This window comes from Corallococcus interemptor (genome assembly GCF_003668875.1).
Classification (GTDB): domain Bacteria; phylum Myxococcota; class Myxococcia; order Myxococcales; family Myxococcaceae; genus Corallococcus; species Corallococcus interemptor.
In genome coordinates, this window is the sequence record NZ_RAWM01000007.1 from 68,855 (window position 1) to 88,371 (window position 19,517).

At 70.7% G+C, this 19,517-nt stretch carries 17 protein-coding genes; 7 read left to right on the top strand and 10 right to left on the bottom strand.

Translation table 11 applies throughout. From position 1 onward, the window contains the following. Positions 1 to 136 precede the first annotated feature (136 nt). Together D7X96_RS04420 and D7X96_RS04425 are read left to right on the top strand one after the other, a co-directional pair. The gene (locus D7X96_RS04420) at positions 137 to 679 is read left to right on the top strand and encodes an HNH endonuclease (protein ID WP_120547468.1); all 543 of its coding nucleotides are present in this window, start codon (positions 137 to 139) and stop codon (positions 677 to 679) included. Between the two features lie 91 nt (positions 680 to 770). Beyond that, positions 771 to 3,593 carry an AAA family ATPase gene (locus tag D7X96_RS04425; protein WP_121769066.1) on the top strand — a complete coding sequence of 941 codons (2,823 nt, stop codon included), beginning with the start codon at positions 771 to 773 and terminating at the stop codon, positions 3,591 to 3,593. 4 nt (positions 3,594 to 3,597) lie between these two features. Here D7X96_RS04425 and D7X96_RS04430 read toward each other — a convergent pair whose 3' ends face one another. The 3 genes from D7X96_RS04430 to D7X96_RS04440 all read right to left on the bottom strand — a co-directional run bounded on the left by D7X96_RS04430 (position 3,598) and on the right by D7X96_RS04440 (position 6,586). Continuing rightward, entirely contained in the window at positions 3,598 to 4,398 is an 801-nt protein-coding gene (locus D7X96_RS04430; protein ID WP_121769067.1) for a hypothetical protein, read from the bottom strand. Between the two features lie 197 nt (positions 4,399 to 4,595). After that, the gene (locus D7X96_RS04435) at positions 4,596 to 6,188 is read right to left on the bottom strand and encodes a transglycosylase SLT domain-containing protein (RefSeq protein WP_121769068.1); all 1,593 of its coding nucleotides are present in this window, start codon (positions 6,186 to 6,188) and stop codon (positions 4,596 to 4,598) included. Next, positions 6,185 to 6,586, bottom strand: a complete 402-nt coding sequence (locus tag D7X96_RS04440; RefSeq protein ID WP_120552517.1) for a BlaI/MecI/CopY family transcriptional regulator — start codon at positions 6,584 to 6,586, stop codon at positions 6,185 to 6,187. Before D7X96_RS04440 ends, D7X96_RS04435 begins: the two co-directional genes overlap by 4 nt. 153 nt (positions 6,587 to 6,739) lie before the next feature. Here D7X96_RS04440 and D7X96_RS04445 point away from each other — a divergent pair, with 153 nt between their 5' ends. Genes D7X96_RS04445 through rimO form a run of 4 tightly spaced genes read left to right on the top strand, consistent with a single transcriptional unit; the run spans position 6,740 to position 11,470 of the window. After that, on the top strand, positions 6,740 to 8,380 hold the full coding sequence (locus D7X96_RS04445; RefSeq protein WP_121769069.1) for a ribonuclease J: 1,641 nt from the start codon (positions 6,740 to 6,742) through the stop codon (positions 8,378 to 8,380). A gap of 30 nt (positions 8,381 to 8,410) precedes the next feature. Beyond that, positions 8,411 to 8,908: a YajQ family cyclic di-GMP-binding protein gene (locus D7X96_RS04450; RefSeq protein ID WP_120524455.1), complete on the top strand. Its 498-nt coding sequence runs from the start codon at positions 8,411 to 8,413 to the stop codon at positions 8,906 to 8,908. Positions 8,909 to 8,920: 12 nt separating this feature from the next. Then, a complete protein-coding gene (locus D7X96_RS04455; protein WP_208647266.1) occupies positions 8,921 to 10,036 on the top strand; it encodes a hypothetical protein in 1,116 nt (371 codons plus the stop codon). A 33-nt stretch (positions 10,037 to 10,069) separates the two neighbouring features. Then, on the top strand, positions 10,070 to 11,470 hold the full coding sequence (gene rimO, locus D7X96_RS04460) for a 30S ribosomal protein S12 methylthiotransferase RimO (protein WP_370450073.1): 1,401 nt from the start codon (positions 10,070 to 10,072) through the stop codon (positions 11,468 to 11,470). A gap of 70 nt (positions 11,471 to 11,540) precedes the next feature. Here the strand turns inward: rimO and D7X96_RS04465 are convergent, their stop codons facing one another. From D7X96_RS04465 to rplU, 6 genes are all read right to left on the bottom strand, one after another. Beyond that, positions 11,541 to 12,959, bottom strand: coding sequence for a hypothetical protein (locus D7X96_RS04465; RefSeq protein WP_121769070.1), 1,419 nt, complete (start codon positions 12,957 to 12,959; stop codon positions 11,541 to 11,543). A 15-nt stretch (positions 12,960 to 12,974) separates the two neighbouring features. Next, positions 12,975 to 13,781, bottom strand: a complete 807-nt coding sequence (gene lolA, locus D7X96_RS04470) for an outer membrane lipoprotein periplasmic chaperone LolA (protein ID WP_120552513.1) — start codon at positions 13,779 to 13,781, stop codon at positions 12,975 to 12,977. An 82-nt stretch (positions 13,782 to 13,863) separates the two neighbouring features. Continuing rightward, positions 13,864 to 14,547: a TrmH family RNA methyltransferase gene (locus D7X96_RS04475; RefSeq protein WP_120552512.1), complete on the bottom strand. Its 684-nt coding sequence runs from the start codon at positions 14,545 to 14,547 to the stop codon at positions 13,864 to 13,866. A 4-nt stretch (positions 14,548 to 14,551) separates the two neighbouring features. After that, entirely contained in the window at positions 14,552 to 15,877 is a 1,326-nt protein-coding gene (obgE, locus tag D7X96_RS04480; RefSeq protein WP_121769071.1) for a GTPase ObgE, read from the bottom strand. Positions 15,878 to 16,007: 130 nt separating this feature from the next. Beyond that, positions 16,008 to 16,283 carry a 50S ribosomal protein L27 gene (gene rpmA, locus D7X96_RS04485; RefSeq protein ID WP_014394223.1) on the bottom strand — a complete coding sequence of 92 codons (276 nt, stop codon included), beginning with the start codon at positions 16,281 to 16,283 and terminating at the stop codon, positions 16,008 to 16,010. Positions 16,284 to 16,329: 46 nt separating this feature from the next. Continuing rightward, positions 16,330 to 16,638 carry a 50S ribosomal protein L21 gene (rplU, locus tag D7X96_RS04490; protein ID WP_014394222.1) on the bottom strand — a complete coding sequence of 103 codons (309 nt, stop codon included), beginning with the start codon at positions 16,636 to 16,638 and terminating at the stop codon, positions 16,330 to 16,332. Positions 16,639 to 16,910: 272 nt separating this feature from the next. Here rplU and D7X96_RS04495 point away from each other — a divergent pair, with 272 nt between their 5' ends. Then, entirely contained in the window at positions 16,911 to 17,267 is a 357-nt protein-coding gene (locus tag D7X96_RS04495; protein ID WP_120552510.1) for a hypothetical protein, read from the top strand. A gap of 35 nt (positions 17,268 to 17,302) precedes the next feature. Here D7X96_RS04495 and D7X96_RS04500 read toward each other — a convergent pair whose 3' ends face one another. Beyond that, on the bottom strand, positions 17,303 to 19,345 hold the full coding sequence (locus D7X96_RS04500; RefSeq protein WP_121769072.1) for a serine/threonine-protein kinase: 2,043 nt from the start codon (positions 19,343 to 19,345) through the stop codon (positions 17,303 to 17,305). Positions 19,346 to 19,517 lie beyond the last annotated feature (172 nt).

Sequence of the window (19,517 nt, forward strand, 5' to 3'; positions counted from 1 at the left end):
GGGCACCCCGCTCCCCTTTTTTTCCGCTTCTTGCGTCCCACACGAAGGCCGCGCACCGGGTGCAGTCCGAACTCCAAATCCGGACGAGCAGGGTTCGACTCCCTGGCGGCCTGTCCCGCCCGAAAGGCCCGCTGTCATGGAAACGCTGGTGTTGAGCCAGTCCTATGAGCCTGTCGCACGCATCCCCTGGCAACGCGCCGTCATGCTGCTGGTCCAGGGCAAGGTGGAGGTCGTTGAAGAGTACGAGGACCGCGTCATCCGCTCGGTGACGGTGGAGCTGCGCATGCCGTCCGTCATCCGCTTCGTGCGCGCCCTGTGGAAGGGCCCGCGCGGCGTGCGCTTCAGCCGGGAGAACGTCTACCAGCGCGACCAGTGCCGCTGCCAGTACTGCGGCCGCAAGGTGACCCGCCCGGAAGCCACGTACGACCACGTGCTGCCGCGCGCGCAGGGCGGCCGCACCAGCTGGGACAACATCGTCATCGCCTGCGTGCCCTGTAACCAGAAGAAGGGCAACCGCACCCCGGCCCAGGCGCGGATGACGCTGCGCACCGTGCCCGCGAAGCCCAAGCGGTTGCCGGACGCACTGGTCGTGTCGTTCCTCGTGGAGAAGGGCCTGCCCCTGTCCTGGCGCAAGTTCCTGAGGGACGTGGCCTACTGGCACACGGAGCTGGAAGCGTAGGGTCCTTTGTCCACGCGGGTGGGCCGGGACTTCGCTTCCGCGCCGCAACGGTTAGAGTGCCGCACGTCGAGGGGGCGTTCCGGACCACACCATGGCGACGAGGAAGAACGAAGACCAGGAGCGGCTCATCGACCGCGACCTCACCGCGATGGCGCGCGAGGGGAAGCTGCCCGCCGCCCACGGCGTGGACACCGCCGTGACGGAGGTGCTGGGCCTCCTGGCGCGCGGAGGCAAGCACCCGCTGCTGGCGGGCGAGCCCGGCGTGGGCAAGAGCGCGCTCGTGCAGGAGGTGGCCCGCCGCATCGCCGAAGGACGCGTGGACGGGGACCTGGCCCAGGCGCGGCTGGTGGAGGTGTCCGTCGCGAACATCCTGGCGCGCAGCACGCAGCGCCAGGCCGCGGAGTCCTTCGAGGAATTGCTCAACCACCTGGGCCGCCACCCCTGCCCCATCGTCTACATCCGCGACCTGCCGGTGGCCCTGGGTGGCCCCCTGGCGCCGGTGGCCGTGCGCGCGCTGCGCACCGGCGGCCTGCGCTTCATCTTCGAGACCGAGCCCAAGCGCGTGCAGGAATTGCTGCGCGCCGATGAGGCTTTGGCGGAGCGGCTTCACCTCTTGCCCCTCCAGGAGCCCTCGCTGGAGAAGGCGCGCTGGATTGTCGGCCGCGTGGCGGAGGAGCTGGAGCGCGCGCTGCGGCTGCCCATCGACCCGGCGGCGTGCGACCTGGCGCTGCGGCTGTCCGCGAAGTTCCTGCTGGCGCAGCACATGCCGCGCAAGGCCATCGAGCTGCTGAAGGAGACGGCGGCGGAGGCCGCGGGCGTGGCGCGCGACCACGTGGGGCCGGAGGACGTGCTCACGCGCTTCTGCGCGGCCACGCGCCTGCCCCGCTTCGTCGTGGACGACGCGATGCCGCTGGACCTGGAGGAGACGGAGCGCTTCTTCGGGGAGCGGCTGCTCGGCCAGACGGACGCGGTGGCCGCGGTGCTGCGCTCGGTGGCGCTGCTCAAGGCGGGGCTCAACGACCCGCGCCGTCCGCTGGGCGTGTTCCTCTTCGCGGGGCCCACGGGCGTGGGCAAGACGCAGCTGGCGAAGCTGCTGGCGGAGTACCTCTTCGGCTCCGCCGACAGGCTGGTGCGCCTGAACATGGCGGACTATCCCAACGACGGCGACGAGAGCGTCCCCTTCGGCGCATCGTGGGCACCCGCGATGGAGACGCGGCGCGGAGAGCTGTCCGCGCTGCTGGACGGCAAGGTGTTCACCGTGCTGCTGCTGGACGAGTTCGAGAAGGCGGCGCGCAGCGTGCACGACCGCTTCCTCCAGCTCTTCGACGAGGGCACCTTCGTCAACGGCGCGGGCGAGGCGGTGTCGTGCAACAACACGCTCATCGTGGCCACGTCCAACGTGGGCTCGGAGGTGTACCGCGAGGCGGGGCTGGGGTTCGCCGCGCACAAGCGCGCGGAGGAGCAGGTGTCGGAGGTGGACCGCCGCATCGCGGAGGCCTTCCGTCCGGAGTTCCTCAACCGCTTCGACGCCATCTGCCACTTCCGTCCGCTGTCGCGCGTGGACATCCGCAAGATTGCCCAGCGCGAGGTGGGCCGCGTGCTGGAGCGCGAGGGCATCCGCGCCCGCGCGCTGGACGTGGAGGTGACGCCGGAGGTCGTGGACCGGCTGGTGGAGCGCGGCTATTCGCCGCAGTTCGGCGCGCGCTACCTGCAGCGTGAAATCGAGAAGACGCTCACCGCGGCGCTCGCGGTGGAGATTGCGCGCAGGCCGCTGCCGCCGGGCACGCCCGTGCGAGTGGAGTCCCGTCCGGGAGGCCGCGTGGTCGCGGTCGCGGAGCCCGTGCCGCCGCCTCGCGAGGTGACGGCGCAGCTGCTGTTGCCCACGCCGAAGGCCGCGGCGGTGAAGCGCCGGTTGGATCGCAAGTCACTGCTGATTGAGATGGACCGGCTGGTGGGCCGCGCACGCGCGCTCGCCGAGTCCACGGGGCGGACGGAGCTGGAGTCGCGCCGGGCCGCGCTGCTCGCGGAGACGCAGGCGCCCAACCTCTGGGACGACCCGCTGCGAGCGGCGGAGGTCCTGCGCGCCTTCCGCACGGTGGAGGCGCAGCTGGGAGAGCTGGACCGCCTGGAGGCCGCGTGCCACTTCGGGCGCCGGCTGGTGCGCGAGGCGAAGAACGAGGTGCAGCTGGGCTCCGCCGCGAAGCAGGTGGAGGAGGTCGCGCGCGAGGTCCAGATGGCGGAGGCGCTGCGGGCCTCCGGGGCCACGCAGATGGACAACGAGGCGCTGGTGGACATCTGCGCCAGCGACGCGTCGGAGCAGCAGGAAGCATGGGTGCAGGAGCTGGCCACCATGTACCTGGGCTGGGCGCAGCGCCGGGGCTACGAGGCCACGGCCGTCGCGGAGGCGGACGCACCCGCGCGCGTGGTGGTGCGCATCGCCGGACCGGGCGCGTACGGATTCCTCGCGGGAGAGGCGGGGCTGCACCGCCGCCTGGAGGACGAGAAGCGCCAGCGCGCGTACGTGCGCGTGCACCGGGGCGGGCCGCTGGAGGAGGTGGAGCGGGAGCTGCTGGTGCTGGAGGGCCGTCCGGTGAAGAGCCGCGAGGGCGACTACCTCCAGCGCGTGCGCAACGAGGTCACCGCGAAGGACGAGGCCACGGGCCGCGTGCTCACGCTCATCGGGGCCGGAGAGCTGGACGAACTCAAGGGCATTGCCGCGCGAGTCGTCGCCGGTCAGGGCGCCAGCACCGACGAGGCCCGCCGCTACTTCCTGGGCCGGGGAGCGCGAGTGGAGGATCCGCGCACGGGAGCCGGCACGCCGCGAGTGAAGGACGTGATGCGAGGCGAGCTGGACGTGTTCATCGCCGCGTGGATCTCCCGTCCGCCGCCAGAGGGCTCCACGCCGCTGTCCTGAGGGGTCAGGGCAGGTAGCCCTGGGCCACGCCCAGGCGCATGGCCTCCGCGAGCACATCCAGGCCCTGCGCGGTGTTGATGCGCGAGTGGGACATGGAGCCGCTGACCACCTGCACGGCTCCGCCCAGCACGAACGGCAGGGGCCGGCGTCCCAGCCGCAGCAGCCGCTCGTCGTAGAACGCGGCCGGGGCGCGCTCACGCACCAGACGCGCCAGGGCCACCATGTTCGCGGTGCGCGACGCCTGCATCGCGGGTCCCATGCACGAGAAGTCGAAGCCCACCTCCGGCAGCACGGCACCCCGGCCCTCACGGTCGAAGACGAAGATGACCTGCGACGTCTCCTCCTGGGAGCCGCGCACGCTCTTCTCCGTCGTCTTCGTCAGCTTCAGGCCGCCCGTGACGAGGGCCGTCCCCAGCGCCACCTTCGTCGTCTTCTCCGAGTGCTCACTCTGCGTGCGCAGGGACGAAGCGCCCCGGAGGATGACCGTCACGTCCTCCCAGGCCATCGTCAGCGGCGCGCCCGCGCGAGGCGTGAACGTGGCCTGCGCGGCGCCAAACGTCACGGTGCGTGCCGTGACACGCTCCGCGACCTCTGCGTCGTCGATGGCAAGCGCCGCGAGCCCCGCGTCCTGAAGGGTCTTCACCAAGGTATCCGCCGCATCGGGAGCCAGCCGCGCGAGCAGGGCGGGAGGCTCCGGGGCCAGTCGCATGCGGGCCTCCGCCGGAGCCATGCCCGCCGCGGCCGCGAGCACCTGCGCTGCTTCCGGAACCTCACCCGCGGGACGAACCAGCGCGACGATCTTCATGGCGTTTCCCACCCCTGGCGCGCCCCTCGTGCGAACGCAGGGCGGCGAACACCCGAACCCTGGCACCCCGGGAACATTCCCCAAAGGCCTCCGTCACGAGACTGTCGAGCACCCGCGCATGAGGCGCATCGCGGAGAAGCGCGGCTCCATCAGAAAACCTGTCCGACAGTCGGACAGGTTTTGACCACGCGGCCAGCTCAGTCGACCAGGTGCGGGTTGCGCAGCACCAGCACTCCGGCCAGCACGGTAGCGGTGTAGTCGTTGAGCTTGCCGGTGCGCATCAGCTCGCTCACGTCGCGCACGCCCGTCTCCGCGATGACGCGGTCCACCACTTCCTCCCCCTGGTTGTACGCCGCGAGCGCGAGCCGCCAATCGCCATAGCGCGCATACAGGTCCTGGAGGAGCGCCGCGGCGGCCTCCGTCTCCCGCGCCACGTCCAGCCGCTCGTCGAGCCCCGGCTCCACCTTCAAGCCATAGCGGCGAGCCGTCTCCGCGATGAACATCCACACGCCCGCGCCCCTCGGGCCCTTCGCCATCGACGGCTCGGGGGACGTCTCCGGCAGGTTGCGCACCGCCGACTCCACCATCGCCACCGCGAGCAGCCCCTCCGGCAGGGAGCGCGAGCGCAGCGTGCCCGTCATCGCCTCACGATGCGTCTGGAGGTTCGCCAGCGCCTTGCGCATGAAGTCGCGTCCCTTGCGCGTAGTGACGAACTTGTTGAGCTGATCCACCACGGCGGCATCCACCACCACCGGCAGGTCCCCCGCCTTCTGCCCCGCCTCCGCCAGCGCACGCGCCTCCGTCAGCGACACCGAGCGCCCCCGCACCGTGCCCTGCGCCCACAACGCCAGCGGCGCGAGCACCAACACCAGAGACAACGACAGACCCAGGGTGCGCACGGAACTGCGAGGACGAGGCTGGAACAACATGTGAATCCTCCTGACGGTGGGGTGGGACATGCCGGTGACTCCGGCGGGAAGAGAAAAGACAGACGGAACACGCAGCGACGCCTGCAACAGGCACCGCGCATACGCCTCCGCGGGCACGCGCCTCACGGTGACCAGCGCCTCGTCACAGGCCAGCTCCTGCCGCTCCGCCAACCACCGCGAGAACGCGCGCGCGAACGGATTCCAGAAGAAGGCGCTGTCGAACCCCAGCCGCGCATACGCGAGCACCGTGTCCCGCTGCCGGTGGTGTTGCAGCTCATGCCGCACCGTGAGCCGGAGCGCCTCCGGGTCCTCCAGCACTTCGGAGGGAACCACCGCCCACGCGCCGCCACCCGGGAACCACACGGAGTACGCACCCTCCGCCGCGTCCCCCATCACCACGCGCACCCGGCCCACGCGGCGAAGCACGGGCAGCGCCTCCAGCTTCCGCCGCAGCCGCGCGTACCGCCGAAGCTCCCATGACAGGACTCCCAACGCCCCCACCCCCACCAGCCCCAGTCCAAGCATCGCCCACGGCAGCTCCGGGCCCGGCGACGACACCTCCGTCACGGCACCGCGCACGGGCCGCGCTTCGACCGCCGTCAGCGGCGCGGCGTAGCGCACCAGCGAACGCTCGAACGTGAAGAGCGGCGCGGACGGCATCCACTCCCGCACCCCGAGCCCCACGAACGGCAGGAGCACCGCCAGCCCCAGCGTCACCCGCCCCACGCGCAGCGTCTGCCGCGAGGCCAGCCTCCGCTCCATCCCCAGCGCCAGCACCGCGCGCAACAGCCCGAAGCCCACCGCCACCAGCACCGCCGCCGTGAGGTACGCGGCCAGCACGTCCCGGACCGTGGCGCTCATCCCCGGCCCCCCTTGCGGCCCAGCAGCTTGCGGATCTGCTCCACCTCGTCCGCGGACAGCGGCACCGCCTCCACCAGCCGCGCCACCAGAGACGAAGGCGTCCCGTCGAACACCGTCGCCACCAGGTGGCGCACGCTCTGGGCCTCATAGGCCTCGCGCGTCAGCCGCGCCGAGTACAGGTGCCCCCGCCCCTCCTTGCGGCTCTGCACCACGCCCTTCTGCTCCAGGATGCGCAGCACCGTGGATACCGACGTGTAGGCCAACTTGCGCTCCGGAGGCAGCGCCGCCAGCACGTCCGCCACGCTCACCTCCCCCAACCTCCACACGAGCTGCATCAGCTCCAGCTCCACCGGAGTGAGCGGCTTGGACTCCTCGTCGGATGACGTCGGCTTCGTCACGGGCAGGGCCTCCCGGCTTCGAACTAAAACCTTAGTTCGAGCACAACTAAGCCTTTAGTTGAATTCCGTCAAGCAGGCGGGCGCGGGCTCGCGGTGGTCCAGGGTGCGGATTCCCACGCACAGGAGGGGCCGGGCCCTTAGACTTCCGGACACATGCTCCACGTCATCCCTCTGGGCGGCCTTGGCGAAATCGGCCTCAACGCCATGGTGCTCGCCTGTCGTGGGGAGATGCTGCTCATCGACGCCGGCCTGATGTTCCCCTCGTCGGGAATGCCCGGCGTGGACATCATCGTCCCGGACTTCACGCACCTGCAGCGCAACGCGGCCCAGGTGAAGGGCGTGCTCCTCACGCACGGCCACGAAGACCACATCGGCGCGCTCCCCTACCTGCTGGGCGAATTGCCGGTCCCCATCTACGGCACGCGCTTCACGCTCGCGCTCGCGCGCAACCGCCTGGAGGAGCTGGGCGTGAAGGCGGACCTGCGCGAAATCGAGCCGCGCACGCCCTTCCCCGTGGGCAGCGTCTTCACCGTGGAGGCCACGCGCGTGACGCACACCGTGCCGGACGCGGTGGGCTTCATCGTGCGCTCGCCCGAAGGCACCGTCATCCACACCGGGGACTTCAAGCTGGACCCCGACCCCATCGACGGGCTCAAGACGGACCTGGAGCGCTGGGGCGAGGCGGGCGACGAAGGCGTGCTGTGCCTCCTGTCGGACTCCACCAACTCCGAGCACGTGGATGAGACGGGCAGCGAGCGCGTGGTGCAGACCACCTTCGAGCGCCTCTTCCACGAGACGAAGGGCCGCATCGTGGTGGCCCAGTTCTCCTCCAACCTCCACCGCATCCGGCACCTGCTGGCGCTGTGCGAGCGCACCGGCCGGCTCGTCGCGCTCCAGGGCCGCAGCATGGTGCGCAACGTGGAGCTGGCGCGGGAGATGGGCTACCTGGACGTGCCCGACTCCCTGTTCGTGCACCTGGATAACGTGCCCAAGCTCGCGCCCCACCGCGTGGCGGTGCTCACCACCGGCGCGCAGGGCGAGCCTCGCGCGGGCCTCACCCAGCTGGCGAATGGGGACGGGCCCGTGCGCCTGGAGCCCGGCGACACCGTCATCGTCAGCGCCCGCCCCATCCCCGGCAACGAGCGCTCCGTGGGCGCGCTGCTCGACCAGCTCCACTGGCGCGGCGCCCGCATCGTGTACGCGCAGGTGGAGCCCGGCGTGCACGTCTCCGGACACGCCAGCCGCCCCCAGCAGCGCCGGGTGCTGGAGCTGATCCGCCCCAGGAACTTCATCCCCGTGCATGGGGAAGTCCGGCACCTGCACCGACACCTGACCACCGCCCGCGAGGCCGGCATGACGGCGGAGGGCCTGCTGCTGGCCCACGACGGGGACGTGGTGACGTTCGAGGGGGGGCGGGGCCGCTTCACGGGCAGCGTGCCCTCAGGGCGCATCATGATGGAGCGCTCCGGGGACGGGGTGGTGACGACGGAGACGCTGGCGGAGCGCAACAAGCTGGCGGAGACGGGCGTGGTGGCCGCGGCGGTGGTGCTGAGGCGCGACACCCAGGCGCTGGTGGCGGGGCCCCAGCTGTCCGGGCAGGGCCTCAGCCCGGACGAGCAGGGCGTGCTGGCCCGGGTGGCCCAGGAGGCGCGGGCCTACTTCGAGGAGCTCAACCCCCTGCTCCGGGGGGACGACGCCCTGGTGCGCGAGGAGCTCACGAAGGCGGTGAAGCGGGCCTTCAAGCAGCACACCTCCCGGCGAACCCTGGTGGTCCCCTTGGTCGTCCGGGTGTAGGTATGTTAAGGGCGCGAAAAGGTCCCCCCCATGCCCTCCTTCGACGTCATCTCCAAAATCGATCTGGCTGAACTCGACAACGCGGTCAATCAGACCCGCAAGGAGCTCAGCACCCGCTACGACTTCCAGGGCGTGAAGGCCGAAATCGACATCGCCCCGGACCATTCCGCGCTCACGCTGAAGACCAACAGCGAGGAGAAGCTCCAGGCCGCCAAGGAGGTCCTGCTCGGCAAGCTGGCCAAGCGCGGCATCAGCCTGCGCGTCCTGGAGTTCGGCGACATCGAGAAGACGGGCCTGTCCAACGTCAAGCAGCCCATCAAGCTCCAGCAGGGCATCCCGGTGGAGAAGTCCAAGGAGCTGATCAAGGTCCTCAAGGAGTCGAAGATCAAGGTGCAGGGCTCCATCCAGGCGGATCAGCTCCGCGTCACGGGCAAGAACCGCGACGACCTGCAGGAGGCCATGGCGCTGTTCCGCAAGGAGCAGGACCGCCTCAGCCTGGACATGCAGTTCACCAACTTCCGCGACTAGAGGCGTCCCTTCATGCACGCCGCCCGTCTGGCCCCCCTGCCCCTCTGTCTGCTCCTCGCCACCGGCGCCTTCGCGCAGGACGAGGCGCCCCGCCCCAGCAAGCCGGTGCCCGTGCTGAAGAAGGCGCCCCGGCCGGAGAAGGGGCTCAAGGACTTCGGCTCGCCGCTGGTCCTCAAGCCGCTGTCCACCGAGGGGGCCACCGCCAACTTCTCCGCCCGGGTGGGCTGGCGCAAGGACACGCTCTTCGTGGGCGTGGAGGCCACGGACAACCAGCTGCTCGCGGGTGACATCGTCACCCTGACGCTCCATTTCCCGGACGCGGGGCCTACCGCCCCGGGCTACACCTACCGCTTCGCCTTTGACGGCCAGCGCACCTCCGGCCCGGACAGCGGCACGCCCAGGTTCGCGCAGGGCCTGGTGAACGCGGCGGTGCACCGCCAGGGCGACACGCTGTCGGTGGTGTCCATGATTCCGGTGCGGGCCCTGCCGCGCTTCCCCGCGGTGGATCCGCTCGTCATGGACCTCTGCATCACCTACGAGGACCAGGACCAGGTGGGCGCCAAGGTGGTGCCGGTGTCCAACTGCAAGGGCGGCTCCATGCCGGAGGGCGAGTCGCTGCGCCTGCCGGACGAGGCGCGCAAGAACCTCAAGCTGAAGCCCTCCGCCAGCGTCACCACGCTGGAGGCGGCTCCCACCGGCTGGCTGGGCTGGGGCATGCTCAGCTACCCGGACTGGGCGCAGGGGGAAGAGAACCTCACCCCCGCCTCGCTGCGCGCGCTGGTGGCCCCCAACTCCGTGGACGCCAGCAAGATGGGCGTGAACCTGCCGGAAGCATTGAGCCTGCCGGACGGACGGCCGGTCGTTACCGTGCTCACTGGGAAGAACCCCTATGCCGTCGAGGGTCAATGTGACTCCGACGATGAGCTCCGGATGGGGCTCTATGTGGTGTCGGGGAAGACAGCCCAGCGGGTGCTCGACTGGCCGGCCGCCACCTGTGCGCTGGGTCGCGCCACTTCGGTGGAGCTGGAAGAAGACGGGGCGCTGAACATCGGTTACTCGAACGGCGCCATCATCAACTTCGTTTGGAGTGCGGACCACTTCGAGCGGACGCAACTGGGAAAGCGGTAGACGCGCGTGGAAGAGACCAAGAGCCTGTACATGATGACCCTCGGCTGCCCGAAGAACCGGGTGGACTCCGAGGTGATGCTGGGCACGCTGCGCACGCGCGGCTATTCGCTCGTGCAGGAGGCCTCGGAGGCCGAGGTCATCGTGGTCAACACGTGCGCCTTCATCGGCCCTGCGAAGCAGGAGTCGGTGGACTCCATCCTGGAGATGGCGGAGCTGAAGAAGTCCGGCTCGTGCAAGACGCTCGTCGTCACCGGATGCCTGTCCCAGCGCTACGGCCAGGAGCTGTCGCAGGAGATGCCGGAGGTGGACCACTTCCTGGGCACCAGCGCGTACGCCCAGATTGGTGACCTGCTGGCGGCCGAGGCCACGCCGCGCCAGGTGATTCCGGATCCGGACTACATCCACAACGCGGAGACGCCGCGCATCAACTCGATGCCGAAGTACACGGCGTATCTGAAGATTTCGGAAGGGTGCGACAACGCCTGCGCGTTCTGCATCATCCCCACGCTGCGCGGCGGCCAGCGCTCGCGCACGGTGCAGGACATCGTGGCGGAGGCGCGGAACCTGGCGGACAGCGGCGTGCAGGAGCTGAACCTCGTCGCGCAGGACCTGACGGCGTACGGGCATGACCTGCCCGGCAAGCCGAAGCTCCACGAGCTGCTCAAGGAGCTGGTGAAGGTGGACGTGAAGTGGATCCGCCTGCACTACGCCTACCCGCGCGTGTTCCCGGACGAGCTCATCGACGTCATCGCCACCGAGCCGAAGATCGCCAAGTACCTGGACATGCCGGTGCAGCACGCCAGCGACAAGCTGCTGCTGTCCATGAAGCGCGGCCGCAACTCGGAGTTCCTCAAGAAGCTGCTCACCAAGCTGCGCGAGCGCGTGCCGAACCTGGTGATGCGCACCTCGCTCATCGTCGGCCTGCCGGGTGAGACGGAGGAGGACTTCGAGCTCCTGAAGGAGTTCGTGAAGGAGCAGCGCTTCCAGCGCCTGGGCGTGTTCCAGTACTCGGACGAGGAGAACACCGCCGCGTTCGACCTGCCGGACAAGGTCCCGGCGAAGACCATCGAGCGCCGCTGGCGCGAGGTGATGGCCATCCAGAAGCGCATCAACCGCGAGCAGAACAAGAAGCTCGTGGGCCAGAAGCTCACCGTGCTGGTGGAGGGCCCCAGCGAGGAGTCCGAGCACCTGCTGGTGGGCCGCCACGAGGGCCAGGCGCCGGAGATCGACGGGCAGGTCTACATCAACGACGGCCTGGCGTACCCGGGCGAGTTCGTCACCGTGGAGGTGACGGAGGCGCACGACTACGACCTCATCGCCCGCGTGGTGGAGCGTCCGGATCCGAAGCAGCGCGAGCACACCCCGCGCGAGGCCCCGCCCGCGCCCGTGCCGCTGAAGGCGCTGAAGCGTCCGCCGGAGCCCCGGCCGGAGTAGTCCGTCTCAAGCGAAGGCAGTGCCCCGGGCCCGCCCCGTCCTCTCACAAGAGAGGCGGTCGCGGGCCCGGCTACTTCGGATCCTCGGGCTCCAGCTCGCGCTCCTCGACGGGCGGCGGCTGCGGGCCCGAGCCCTTCGTCGGCACGGCCACGCCCTCGCCCAGCGGCGTGGGCTGGCACTCGCAGACGGTGCGGCGCGACGCGGACTCCGTGACGAAGGCGCACGTCGTGGGGCACTCGGCCTGCCGTCCCTCCTCCACCAGCGACACCGCGTAGCCCTTCGCGCCCTGGAGCGCCGCGTGGCACGCGGGCAGGGTCTTCGCCAGGGACGCCCACGGCAACCGGTGCTGCGTGTTGGCGCCTCGCGTGGTGGTCGGGAAGCTCAAGCCCACCTGACAGCCCGTCTCCAGGCGCTGGCCGTCCGCGCCCCGGGGCTCCACGTAGAGGCGCACGCCCTCCGGCACGTCCCGGAACACCGCGCCGGACAGGGCCACCGCGCCGTCGGGCTCCGCGCGCACGAAGAGGCCGTAGCAGGCCTCCTCGCTGAACGCGCCACCCTCGCCCGCGCACTGCTGCCGGCCTCCGCCCTCGGGCGTGCGCACGTGCGGCCTGCGCAGCACCAGCGCCCCTCCCTGCGCGTCCACCGTGGCGGTGAAGCGGCCCCACACGTCCGGCCCCAGCCGGCCCAGGCTGCTCTGCGACGGCCAGCGCCCCGCGGCCTCCATCACCAGGGGCTTCACGCCCAGCCCTTCCGCTACCTCCACCGAGTCCACCGCGAAGGTGCGCGGCGGCAGCCCCGCGGCCGTCTCCAGCGGCTGCAGCCCCAGTCCCAGCGCGGGGTCCACCGCCAGGCGGGAGAAGGGCTCGCGCGTGCCCAGCACGAAGGGGCCGGTGATGCTCGCCCCACCTTGCCTCACCTGCACGGCCAGGAGCGGCCAGTCCCCCAGCGGCTCGCGGCTCAGCTCCACCACGGACGACTCGCGCACCGCGTCCGTCGCGCGCAGCTCCGCGTCGTAGGCCTCCCGGGGACGCGACGCGGTGAAGGTCACCTCGCGGCGCAGCGGATCCACCGTGAGGGCATACGGGAACAGCACGTCCTGCCCCAGCGTCACCGAGCAGCCCGTCTCACCGGAGAGCAGCAACGTGCGCAGGGGCGGCGAAATGGGGCCCACCGTCAACGGCGGGGCCGGCACCTCCGGCCAGGAGCGATGCCCTCCGGAGGACTCCGGCACGCGCGCGGTCCCGGCGGCCGCGGGCGGCGCACCGTCGAAGCAGCTGCTGGACACGAGCGACAGCGGCCGCGTGACGTCCAGCACCACCGGCACGGCCCGGTTCCCCAGCCGCCCCGCCACCGTCAGCCGCAGCGCGGGCGACGACAGGAGGGGCAGCGTCTGCCCCGCGAGGCTCGTGGGACGTGAAGGGCCCGGGGGCGCGGAGGAGTGACACCCCGCGCCCAGCAGCACGCATCCCGCCAGCAGCACGCCACGCATGGAGGGCGGGCCGTCCTACTGCTGCGCCTTCTTGGTGAAGTCGTCCACGCGGGTGCCCTCGGGCGGGTTCAGCTTGAAGCTGTCCGCCGCGATGCCCACGTTCGTCTTCAGGTCCAGGAAGGCGATGGTGTTCTCACTGCCGTCCGGATCCACCACCGTGCTCTTGAGCACCTGCGCCGTGGAGGGGTCCACCTCCAGGCGCACCTGGCGGAAGCGCGGCTCGTTCTTCAGCGGATCCAGCACCAGCAGCGTGCCCTTGCAGTCCTTGCAGTCGCCCTTGGTGATGGCGAACTCGTCCGCCAGCTTCCCCTGGCCGAAGAGGAACGTCACCGACGCGGACAGCTGGCTGGTGTCCATGGCCGCCACCGACAGCGTCTGCGCCTCCGGGTCGTGCATGTAGACCTTGTTGCCCGCGAGCACGAACGTCCGCTTGGACGGGTTCTCGTACTCCCAGCGCATCAGGCCCGGCTTCTTGTAGGTCACCGTGCCCGTGGACGTCTGCGTGCGGCGGAAGGCCTTGTACTTGTAGTCCTGCTTGAAGCCCGCCTTGAAGTCGCCCGTCTTCTCGTAGAAGGCCTGCATCCGGTCCACGAGCGTCTTCACCTCGGGCGCCATCGGCTTGGGCGCGGGCTTCGCGGCGCCAGCGGCCACGCTCGCGTCGCCGGACTTCGCGGACGGGGGCATGGCGGCCGTGCCCGCGTCCTTGGGAGCAGCGGGCGCCGGCGTGGCGGCGGGGGCCTTGGCGGCGGCCGCGGGCTTCGGCGCGGGCGCGGTGGTGGGGGCCTGCGTGAGGAGCGTGAAGAGCAGGGATTCCAGCAACATGGCGTGCGCCTCCGGAGCGGGCCCCTGGAGGCGCCCGCAGGGTCCATCTACCGCATCCGGACGGGCCCCGGGGGGCCGGCATTCACCGCTGTGTGGCTTTGACCAGACGCTTCCGCTGCTTCACGCCCAGCAGGTAGAAGCGCTCGCGCAGCTCCTGGGCCTCCTCGGGGGACAGGTCCCCGGAGCCCCCCGCCAGGTGCTCGTCCCGCCAGGCGACCGCCCGGGTGATGCTGGCGGACGCGGCGGCGGAGATGTTCAGGCTCTGGCTGAAGCCCTTCATGGGCACCACGAACGTCCCGTCCACTCCGGTGAGCACGTCGTCGCTCACGCCGTAGCGCTCGTTGCCGAACACCATGGCGAACTTCGTGTCGAAGCGCAGGGTGTAGAGGTTGGTGGCCCCTTCGCGCAGCGCCGACGCGTAGAGGCTGAAGCCCCGCCCCTTCAGGTGCTCGCGGCACTCCGCGAACGTCTTGTAGAGGTGCACGTCCAACCACTTGTCGCAGCCCTGGGCCACCCGCGAGTTGGGGATGAAGGGCGCTTCCGGGTTGATGACGACGTGCACCTCCTGCACGCCCATGGACTCGCAGGTGCGCAGCACCGCGGCCATGTTGAAGTTGTCCTCCAGCCGGTCGAGGACCACCACGAAGTTGCGCGTGCGCTGGCTGACGACGCGGTCGATCTTCTCTTTCCGCACGTCGAGCAGGAACTGCTCCGGCTCGACGGCTTCGCGCTCGAACTTCTCGTAGCGGGGGCCTCCACCAGCCATCGGATCAGCGCCTCCCGCCAGACTTCTTCTTCGCCGGGGCCTTCCGGGCGGCCTTCTTCGCCGGAGCCTTGCGGGCCGGAGCCTTCTTCGCGGCGGCCTTCTTCGCCGGGGCCTTGCGGGCGGCCTTCTTCGCCACGGGCTTGCGCGCGGTCTTCTTCGCGGCGGCCTTCTTCGCCGGAGCCTTCTTCGCCGGAGCCTTCTTCGCCGGAGCCTTCTTCGCGGCGCCCGCCTTCTTCGCAGGGCCCTTCTTGGCGGCGGCCTTCTTCGCCGGAGCCTTGGCGGCGGACTTGCGCGTCGTCGGCATCTCGACGTGGAGCTTGCCGGTGCGGCCGGTGAAGAGCACCTCCGCCACCGCGTCCATCAGGGGCTGCATGCCCTCGCCCGTGGCGCAGGACACCGGGTACACGCGGATGCCCTTGCGGCGCAGCGCCTCCGTGAAGGGCCCCAGCCGGTCGCGCGCCTCCGTCAGGTCCAGCTTGTTGGCGGCCACCACCTGCGGCTTGCCGGCCAGATCCTTGCTGTACTTCTCCAGCTCCTTGTTGAGGATGTTGAAGTCGTCCAGCGGGTTGCGGCCCTCGCCCTCGGCGCCCATGTCGATGAGGTGCACCAGCACCTTGCAGCGCTCCACGTGGCGCAGGAACTGGTGGCCCAGGCCCACGCCCTCGCTGGCGCCCTCGATGATGCCGGGGATGTCCGCCATCACGAAGGACAGGTTGTCCTTGTACTGGACCATGCCCAGGTTCGGCACCAGCGTGGTGAACGGGTAGTCCGCCACCTTCGGCCGAGCGCGGCTCACCCGCGAGATGAACGTGCTCTTGCCCGCGTTGGGGAAGCCCAGCAGGCCCACGTCCGCCAGCAGCTTCAGCTCCAGCCGCAGGGTGATCTCCTCACCCTTCCCGCCGTCCTGCGCGAAGCGCGGCGTCTGGCGCGTGGAGGTGGCGAAGTTCATGTTGCCCAGGCCGCCCCGGCCGCCCTTGGCCGCCACGAACCGCTGGCCCGGGTCGCTCAGGTCCACCAGCAGCTCGCCGGTGTTCTCGTCACGGATCAGCGTGCCCACCGGCACCTGGAGGACCAGGTCCTCGGCGCCATGGCCGTTGCAGTCGCTGCCCATGCCGTGCTCGCCGCTCTTGGCCCGGTGGTGCTGCTGGTAGCGGTAGTCCAGGAGCGTGGTCAGCTGTGGGTTCGCCACGAACACCACGGAGCCGCCATTGCCGCCGTCCCCGCCGTTGGGGCCGCCGCGCTCGATGAACTTCTCACGCCGGAAGGCCACGGCGCCGTTCCCACCGTCTCCTGCCTTCACGTAGATGCGTACTTCGTCGACGAACTTCATGGGGCGACTGCCCTCCTGGAAAAACACAAAGCGGGCCGTCCACGCATCCGCCCGCTCCCAACGGGAACGGAGAGGACCGGGAACGACCCGCTCGGTAAGCCGAAGCCCCGGGTCACCCCGGGGCCACTGACTAGGCGCTCGCCTGCTCGGCGGCGGCCGGGTACACGGACACCTTCTTCTTGTCGCGGCCGAGGCGCTCGTACTTCACCACGCCGTCCACCGTCGAGAAGAGGGTGAAGTCGCGACCGAGCTTCACGTTCGTGCCCGGGTGGATGACCGTACCGACCTGGCGCACGAGGATGCTGCCCGCCGTGATCGTCTCACCGCCGTACACCTTCACGCCACGGTACTGCGGGTTGGAATCACGCCCGTTGCGCGAAGAACCCTGACCTTTTTTATGGGCCATGACACCTGCTCCTTGAAGTTCGTGTGGGGAATGCCCGGAAAGACGACTAGCCGGAGATCGAGGTGACCTTCACCTCGGTGTACGGCTGGCGGTGGCCACGGCGACGGGTCCAGCCTTCCTTCTCCTTCCGGAAGTGCAGGACGCGGCGGTGCTTGTCCTGCGCCAGCACCTTGCCCACGACCTTCGCGCCCGCCACCGTCGGCTGGCCCACCTTCGGGCTCTCGGAGCCGCCCAGCAGCAGAACCTCGGTGAACGAGACCTCGGCGCCGATGTCCCCGGCGATCTTCTCGATCCGGACAACGTCGCCCTCGGCGACGCGGTACTGCTTTCCGCCCGTGCGAATGACTGCGTACATCGTCGAACCCCTGTCAGCTTCGGGTTGGTTCAACCCATGGAATCCAACGCGCATTTCGGACGGAAGACCGGCCGGCGCGCTAAAAGACGGCGGGACTTACGAGAATCCCGGGGGGGAGTCAAGGCAGTTGGCGGATCATCCCGCCCCCAGACCCCCTATTTGCTTTTGAATAGAATTCCCGGAATAAAGTCGACTGGACTGCAAGCGGGCGCGCAATAGGATGCGCGCCGCTTGCTTTTCACCTGTACCTCATCCCTGAGGGGGAGAACATCATGAAGAACATCCTGTTCGGTCTGGTCGCCATGGCTTCGCTGACGCTCACCGCCTGCGGCGGCAACGTGTGCGACGACACCGCGGACGCGTTTGACAGCCTGGTCGACAAGGCCGAGGAGTGTGGTCTGTCCACCAGCGGCTTCGAGAAGCCGACGGACGCGGAGCTCGAGTCCTGCAAGGAGTCCCTCGACTCCTGCAGCGACTCCGACAAGGACAAGCTGTCCGCCTACGCCGAGTGCCTGAGCGACGCGAAGGGCTGCTCCGACAAGACCGAGGCCGAGCAGCAGGCGTTCGCGATGCGCATCCTGTCCTGCAGCAGCAAGCTCGAGGGCGTGAGCGCCGCCTGCGGCAACTAGTCACGTCTTCCGGCTGAACGGCCGGAACGTGGCAGTCAGGGCCCGGTTCCCTCCCCAGGGAATCGGGCCCTTTCATTTCGGGCGCCCGGCGGCGGGCGCGTCCCCAGCGCCCGGTCCACCACCCGGCGGCGCTGCTGGAACTCCCACTCCAGGGGGTCCAGCTCCAGGCCGCGCTCGTAGGCCTCCAGGGCCCGCTGGAGCTGGCCGTCACGCTCCAGCGCGCTGCCGGTGAGGAAGTGGACCCGCGCGGTGCCCACCGCCCGGGGCTGCTCGGCCACGAACTCGCGGCGCAGCGCGTCTGTCTGGGCGGCGGTGAGGCCCGCCTCCAGACACCGCGCCACGCCCCGGCCGTTGCCCAGCCGGGCGTCGTAGCGCGCGCGGCGCAGGGGCACGCCCAGGGTGTCTCCGGCGTCCCGCACGCGGATCAGCATGGACTCCAGGCGCGAGCGCTGCCCGCGGGACAGGGGCCGCTGCCGCAGCGCGGACAGGGCGGTCCACAGCTCGCGCGCCCGCTCCCGCGCGGGCTCCAGCTCCACGTCCGGTGAGAGCCCCAGCACCGCGTAGTGCGTGCCCTCCCCCGTCAGCTGTCCGCTCCACAGGGCCAGGGCGCGCTCGGCCTCGGCGTCGTCCGGCGGCTCCCGGGGCGCGGGGGGCGGAGAAGCTGGGGGGCCGGCGAGGTGCTGCTCCACGCGGGCCTTCAGCGCGGCGGACGGCGCGACGAACTGCACGCCGAAGCCCGGGCGCATGCTCCAGGCCTGGGCCTGCTCGGGCGACACGTGGCGCACCACCTCGCACGTGACGGACAGCGGCCCGGTGGACAGGGGCAGCACCACCTGGACCTGGGCGAACAGCGGGGGCAGCTCCCCCGTCGCGTGCAGGAACACGCCGCCGCGGGACAGGTCCGACCCCGTGAAGGCCCGGGGCTGCGCGCCCGGCTGGAGCACCACCTGCACGGGCAGGGGGAGCGTCTTTCCCCCGGACGCGCCCGGCGAGGCCAGCGGCGGGGTGCGCCGGGGCCCCGTGGCCGGCGTCCCTGGAGGCACACCTCCCGGCGCGGGACGGGGCACGCCCACGGCCGCGCGCGGCACCGGGGTCCGCGAGGCCAGCGCCTGCTCCAGGGCGGCGCGCAGGGCGAGCGCGTGGGGGAAGCGCTCCTCCGGGGTCTTCGCCAGCGCGCGCAGCACCACCGCCTCCACGGCGGACGGAATCGACGGGCAGATGGAGCGCGGGGCCGGAGGCTGCCGCGTCTGGTGCGCCACCAGCTGGGCGGTGAGCCCCTCGTCGGGAAAGGGCAGCCGCCCGGTGAGCAGCTGGTAGGCGATGACGCCCACCGCGTACAGGTCCGCGCGGCCGTCCAGCTTCCGGCTCAGGGACTGCTCCGGGGCCATGTACTCCGGCGTCCCCACGATGATGCCCGCCACCGTCTCTGGCATGCTCGCGTCCACCAGCTTCGCGATGCCGAAGTCGAGCACCTTCACGAACGGCATCCCCCGCCCACGCTTCACCAGGAAGATGTTGTCCGGCTTCAGGTCGCGGTGGACGATGCCCCTCGCGTGCGCCGCATGCAGCGCGTCACACACCTGGGTCAGCATGGGGACCACGGCGCCGGCCGACAGCGGCGTGCCCACCCAGGCCGACAGCGGCGCCCCCTCCAGGAACTCCATGATGAGGTACGGCCGGGGCGCGGCGGCGTTGAGGTCGAAGATGCTGACGATGTTCTCGTGCCCGATGAGGTTCACCGCCCGGGCCTCGGCATGGAAGCGCTGCACCAGCTCCGGGTAGCGCGTCAGGTGCTCGTGCAGGACCTTCACCGCCACGCGGCTGCCAATGGACACGTGCTCCGCCAGGTAGACGGACCCCATCCCGCCCCGGCCCACCCGGCGCACCAGCCGGAAGCTGCCCATCTGGGTCCCCACCAGCGGATCCACCTCCTCTGTCGCGGCCACGGCGGCCGGTGCCTCCACGGCCTTGCCGGGACCGCCCCCGGCCTCCCGGACGAGCGTGTCGCACGACGTCCCCTCGCCATGTCCCCGCCCGCACGCAGAACACGTGCGCTCGTTCCTCGCCACTTCGGCCATACAGCCCCCCCTGGCCAATTCCCTGCCCAATCTGCACATCCCGGAAGCCCGGCATCCACTGCCGCCAAGGGTGGGTGTCGCAAAGTGAGGGGGCATCCAGCCCCGGGGCCGGGGTGACGGTTGGGCGGCGGACTGCGACGTGTCAGGAAGGTGTCACGCGGATAGGATGCGC

Excerpts from the sequence above, each read along its gene's own strand:
- D7X96_RS04420 (WP_120547468.1), top strand. The coding sequence starts at position 137 with ATGGAAACGCTGGTGTTGAGCCAGTCCTATGAGCCTGTCGCACGCATC.
- D7X96_RS04425 (WP_121769066.1), top strand. The coding sequence starts at position 771 with ATGGCGACGAGGAAGAACGAAGACCAGGAGCGGCTCATCGACCGCGAC.
- D7X96_RS04430 (WP_121769067.1), bottom strand. The coding sequence starts at position 4,398 with ATGAAGATCGTCGCGCTGGTTCGTCCCGCGGGTGAGGTTCCGGAAGCA.
- D7X96_RS04435 (WP_121769068.1), bottom strand. The coding sequence starts at position 6,188 with ATGAGCGCCACGGTCCGGGACGTGCTGGCCGCGTACCTCACGGCGGCG.
- D7X96_RS04445 (WP_121769069.1), top strand. The coding sequence starts at position 6,740 with ATGCTCCACGTCATCCCTCTGGGCGGCCTTGGCGAAATCGGCCTCAAC.
- D7X96_RS04450 (WP_120524455.1), top strand. The coding sequence starts at position 8,411 with ATGCCCTCCTTCGACGTCATCTCCAAAATCGATCTGGCTGAACTCGAC.
- D7X96_RS04455 (WP_208647266.1), top strand. The coding sequence starts at position 8,921 with ATGCACGCCGCCCGTCTGGCCCCCCTGCCCCTCTGTCTGCTCCTCGCC.
- rimO (WP_370450073.1), top strand. The coding sequence starts at position 10,070 with ATGACCCTCGGCTGCCCGAAGAACCGGGTGGACTCCGAGGTGATGCTG.
- D7X96_RS04465 (WP_121769070.1), bottom strand. The coding sequence starts at position 12,959 with ATGCGTGGCGTGCTGCTGGCGGGATGCGTGCTGCTGGGCGCGGGGTGT.
- lolA (WP_120552513.1), bottom strand. The coding sequence starts at position 13,781 with ATGTTGCTGGAATCCCTGCTCTTCACGCTCCTCACGCAGGCCCCCACC.
- D7X96_RS04475 (WP_120552512.1), bottom strand. The coding sequence starts at position 14,547 with ATGGCTGGTGGAGGCCCCCGCTACGAGAAGTTCGAGCGCGAAGCCGTC.
- obgE (WP_121769071.1), bottom strand. The coding sequence starts at position 15,877 with ATGAAGTTCGTCGACGAAGTACGCATCTACGTGAAGGCAGGAGACGGT.
- rpmA (WP_014394223.1), bottom strand. The coding sequence starts at position 16,283 with ATGGCCCATAAAAAAGGTCAGGGTTCTTCGCGCAACGGGCGTGATTCC.
- rplU (WP_014394222.1), bottom strand. The coding sequence starts at position 16,638 with ATGTACGCAGTCATTCGCACGGGCGGAAAGCAGTACCGCGTCGCCGAG.
- D7X96_RS04495 (WP_120552510.1), top strand. The coding sequence starts at position 16,911 with ATGAAGAACATCCTGTTCGGTCTGGTCGCCATGGCTTCGCTGACGCTC.
- D7X96_RS04500 (WP_121769072.1), bottom strand. The coding sequence starts at position 19,345 with ATGGCCGAAGTGGCGAGGAACGAGCGCACGTGTTCTGCGTGCGGGCGG.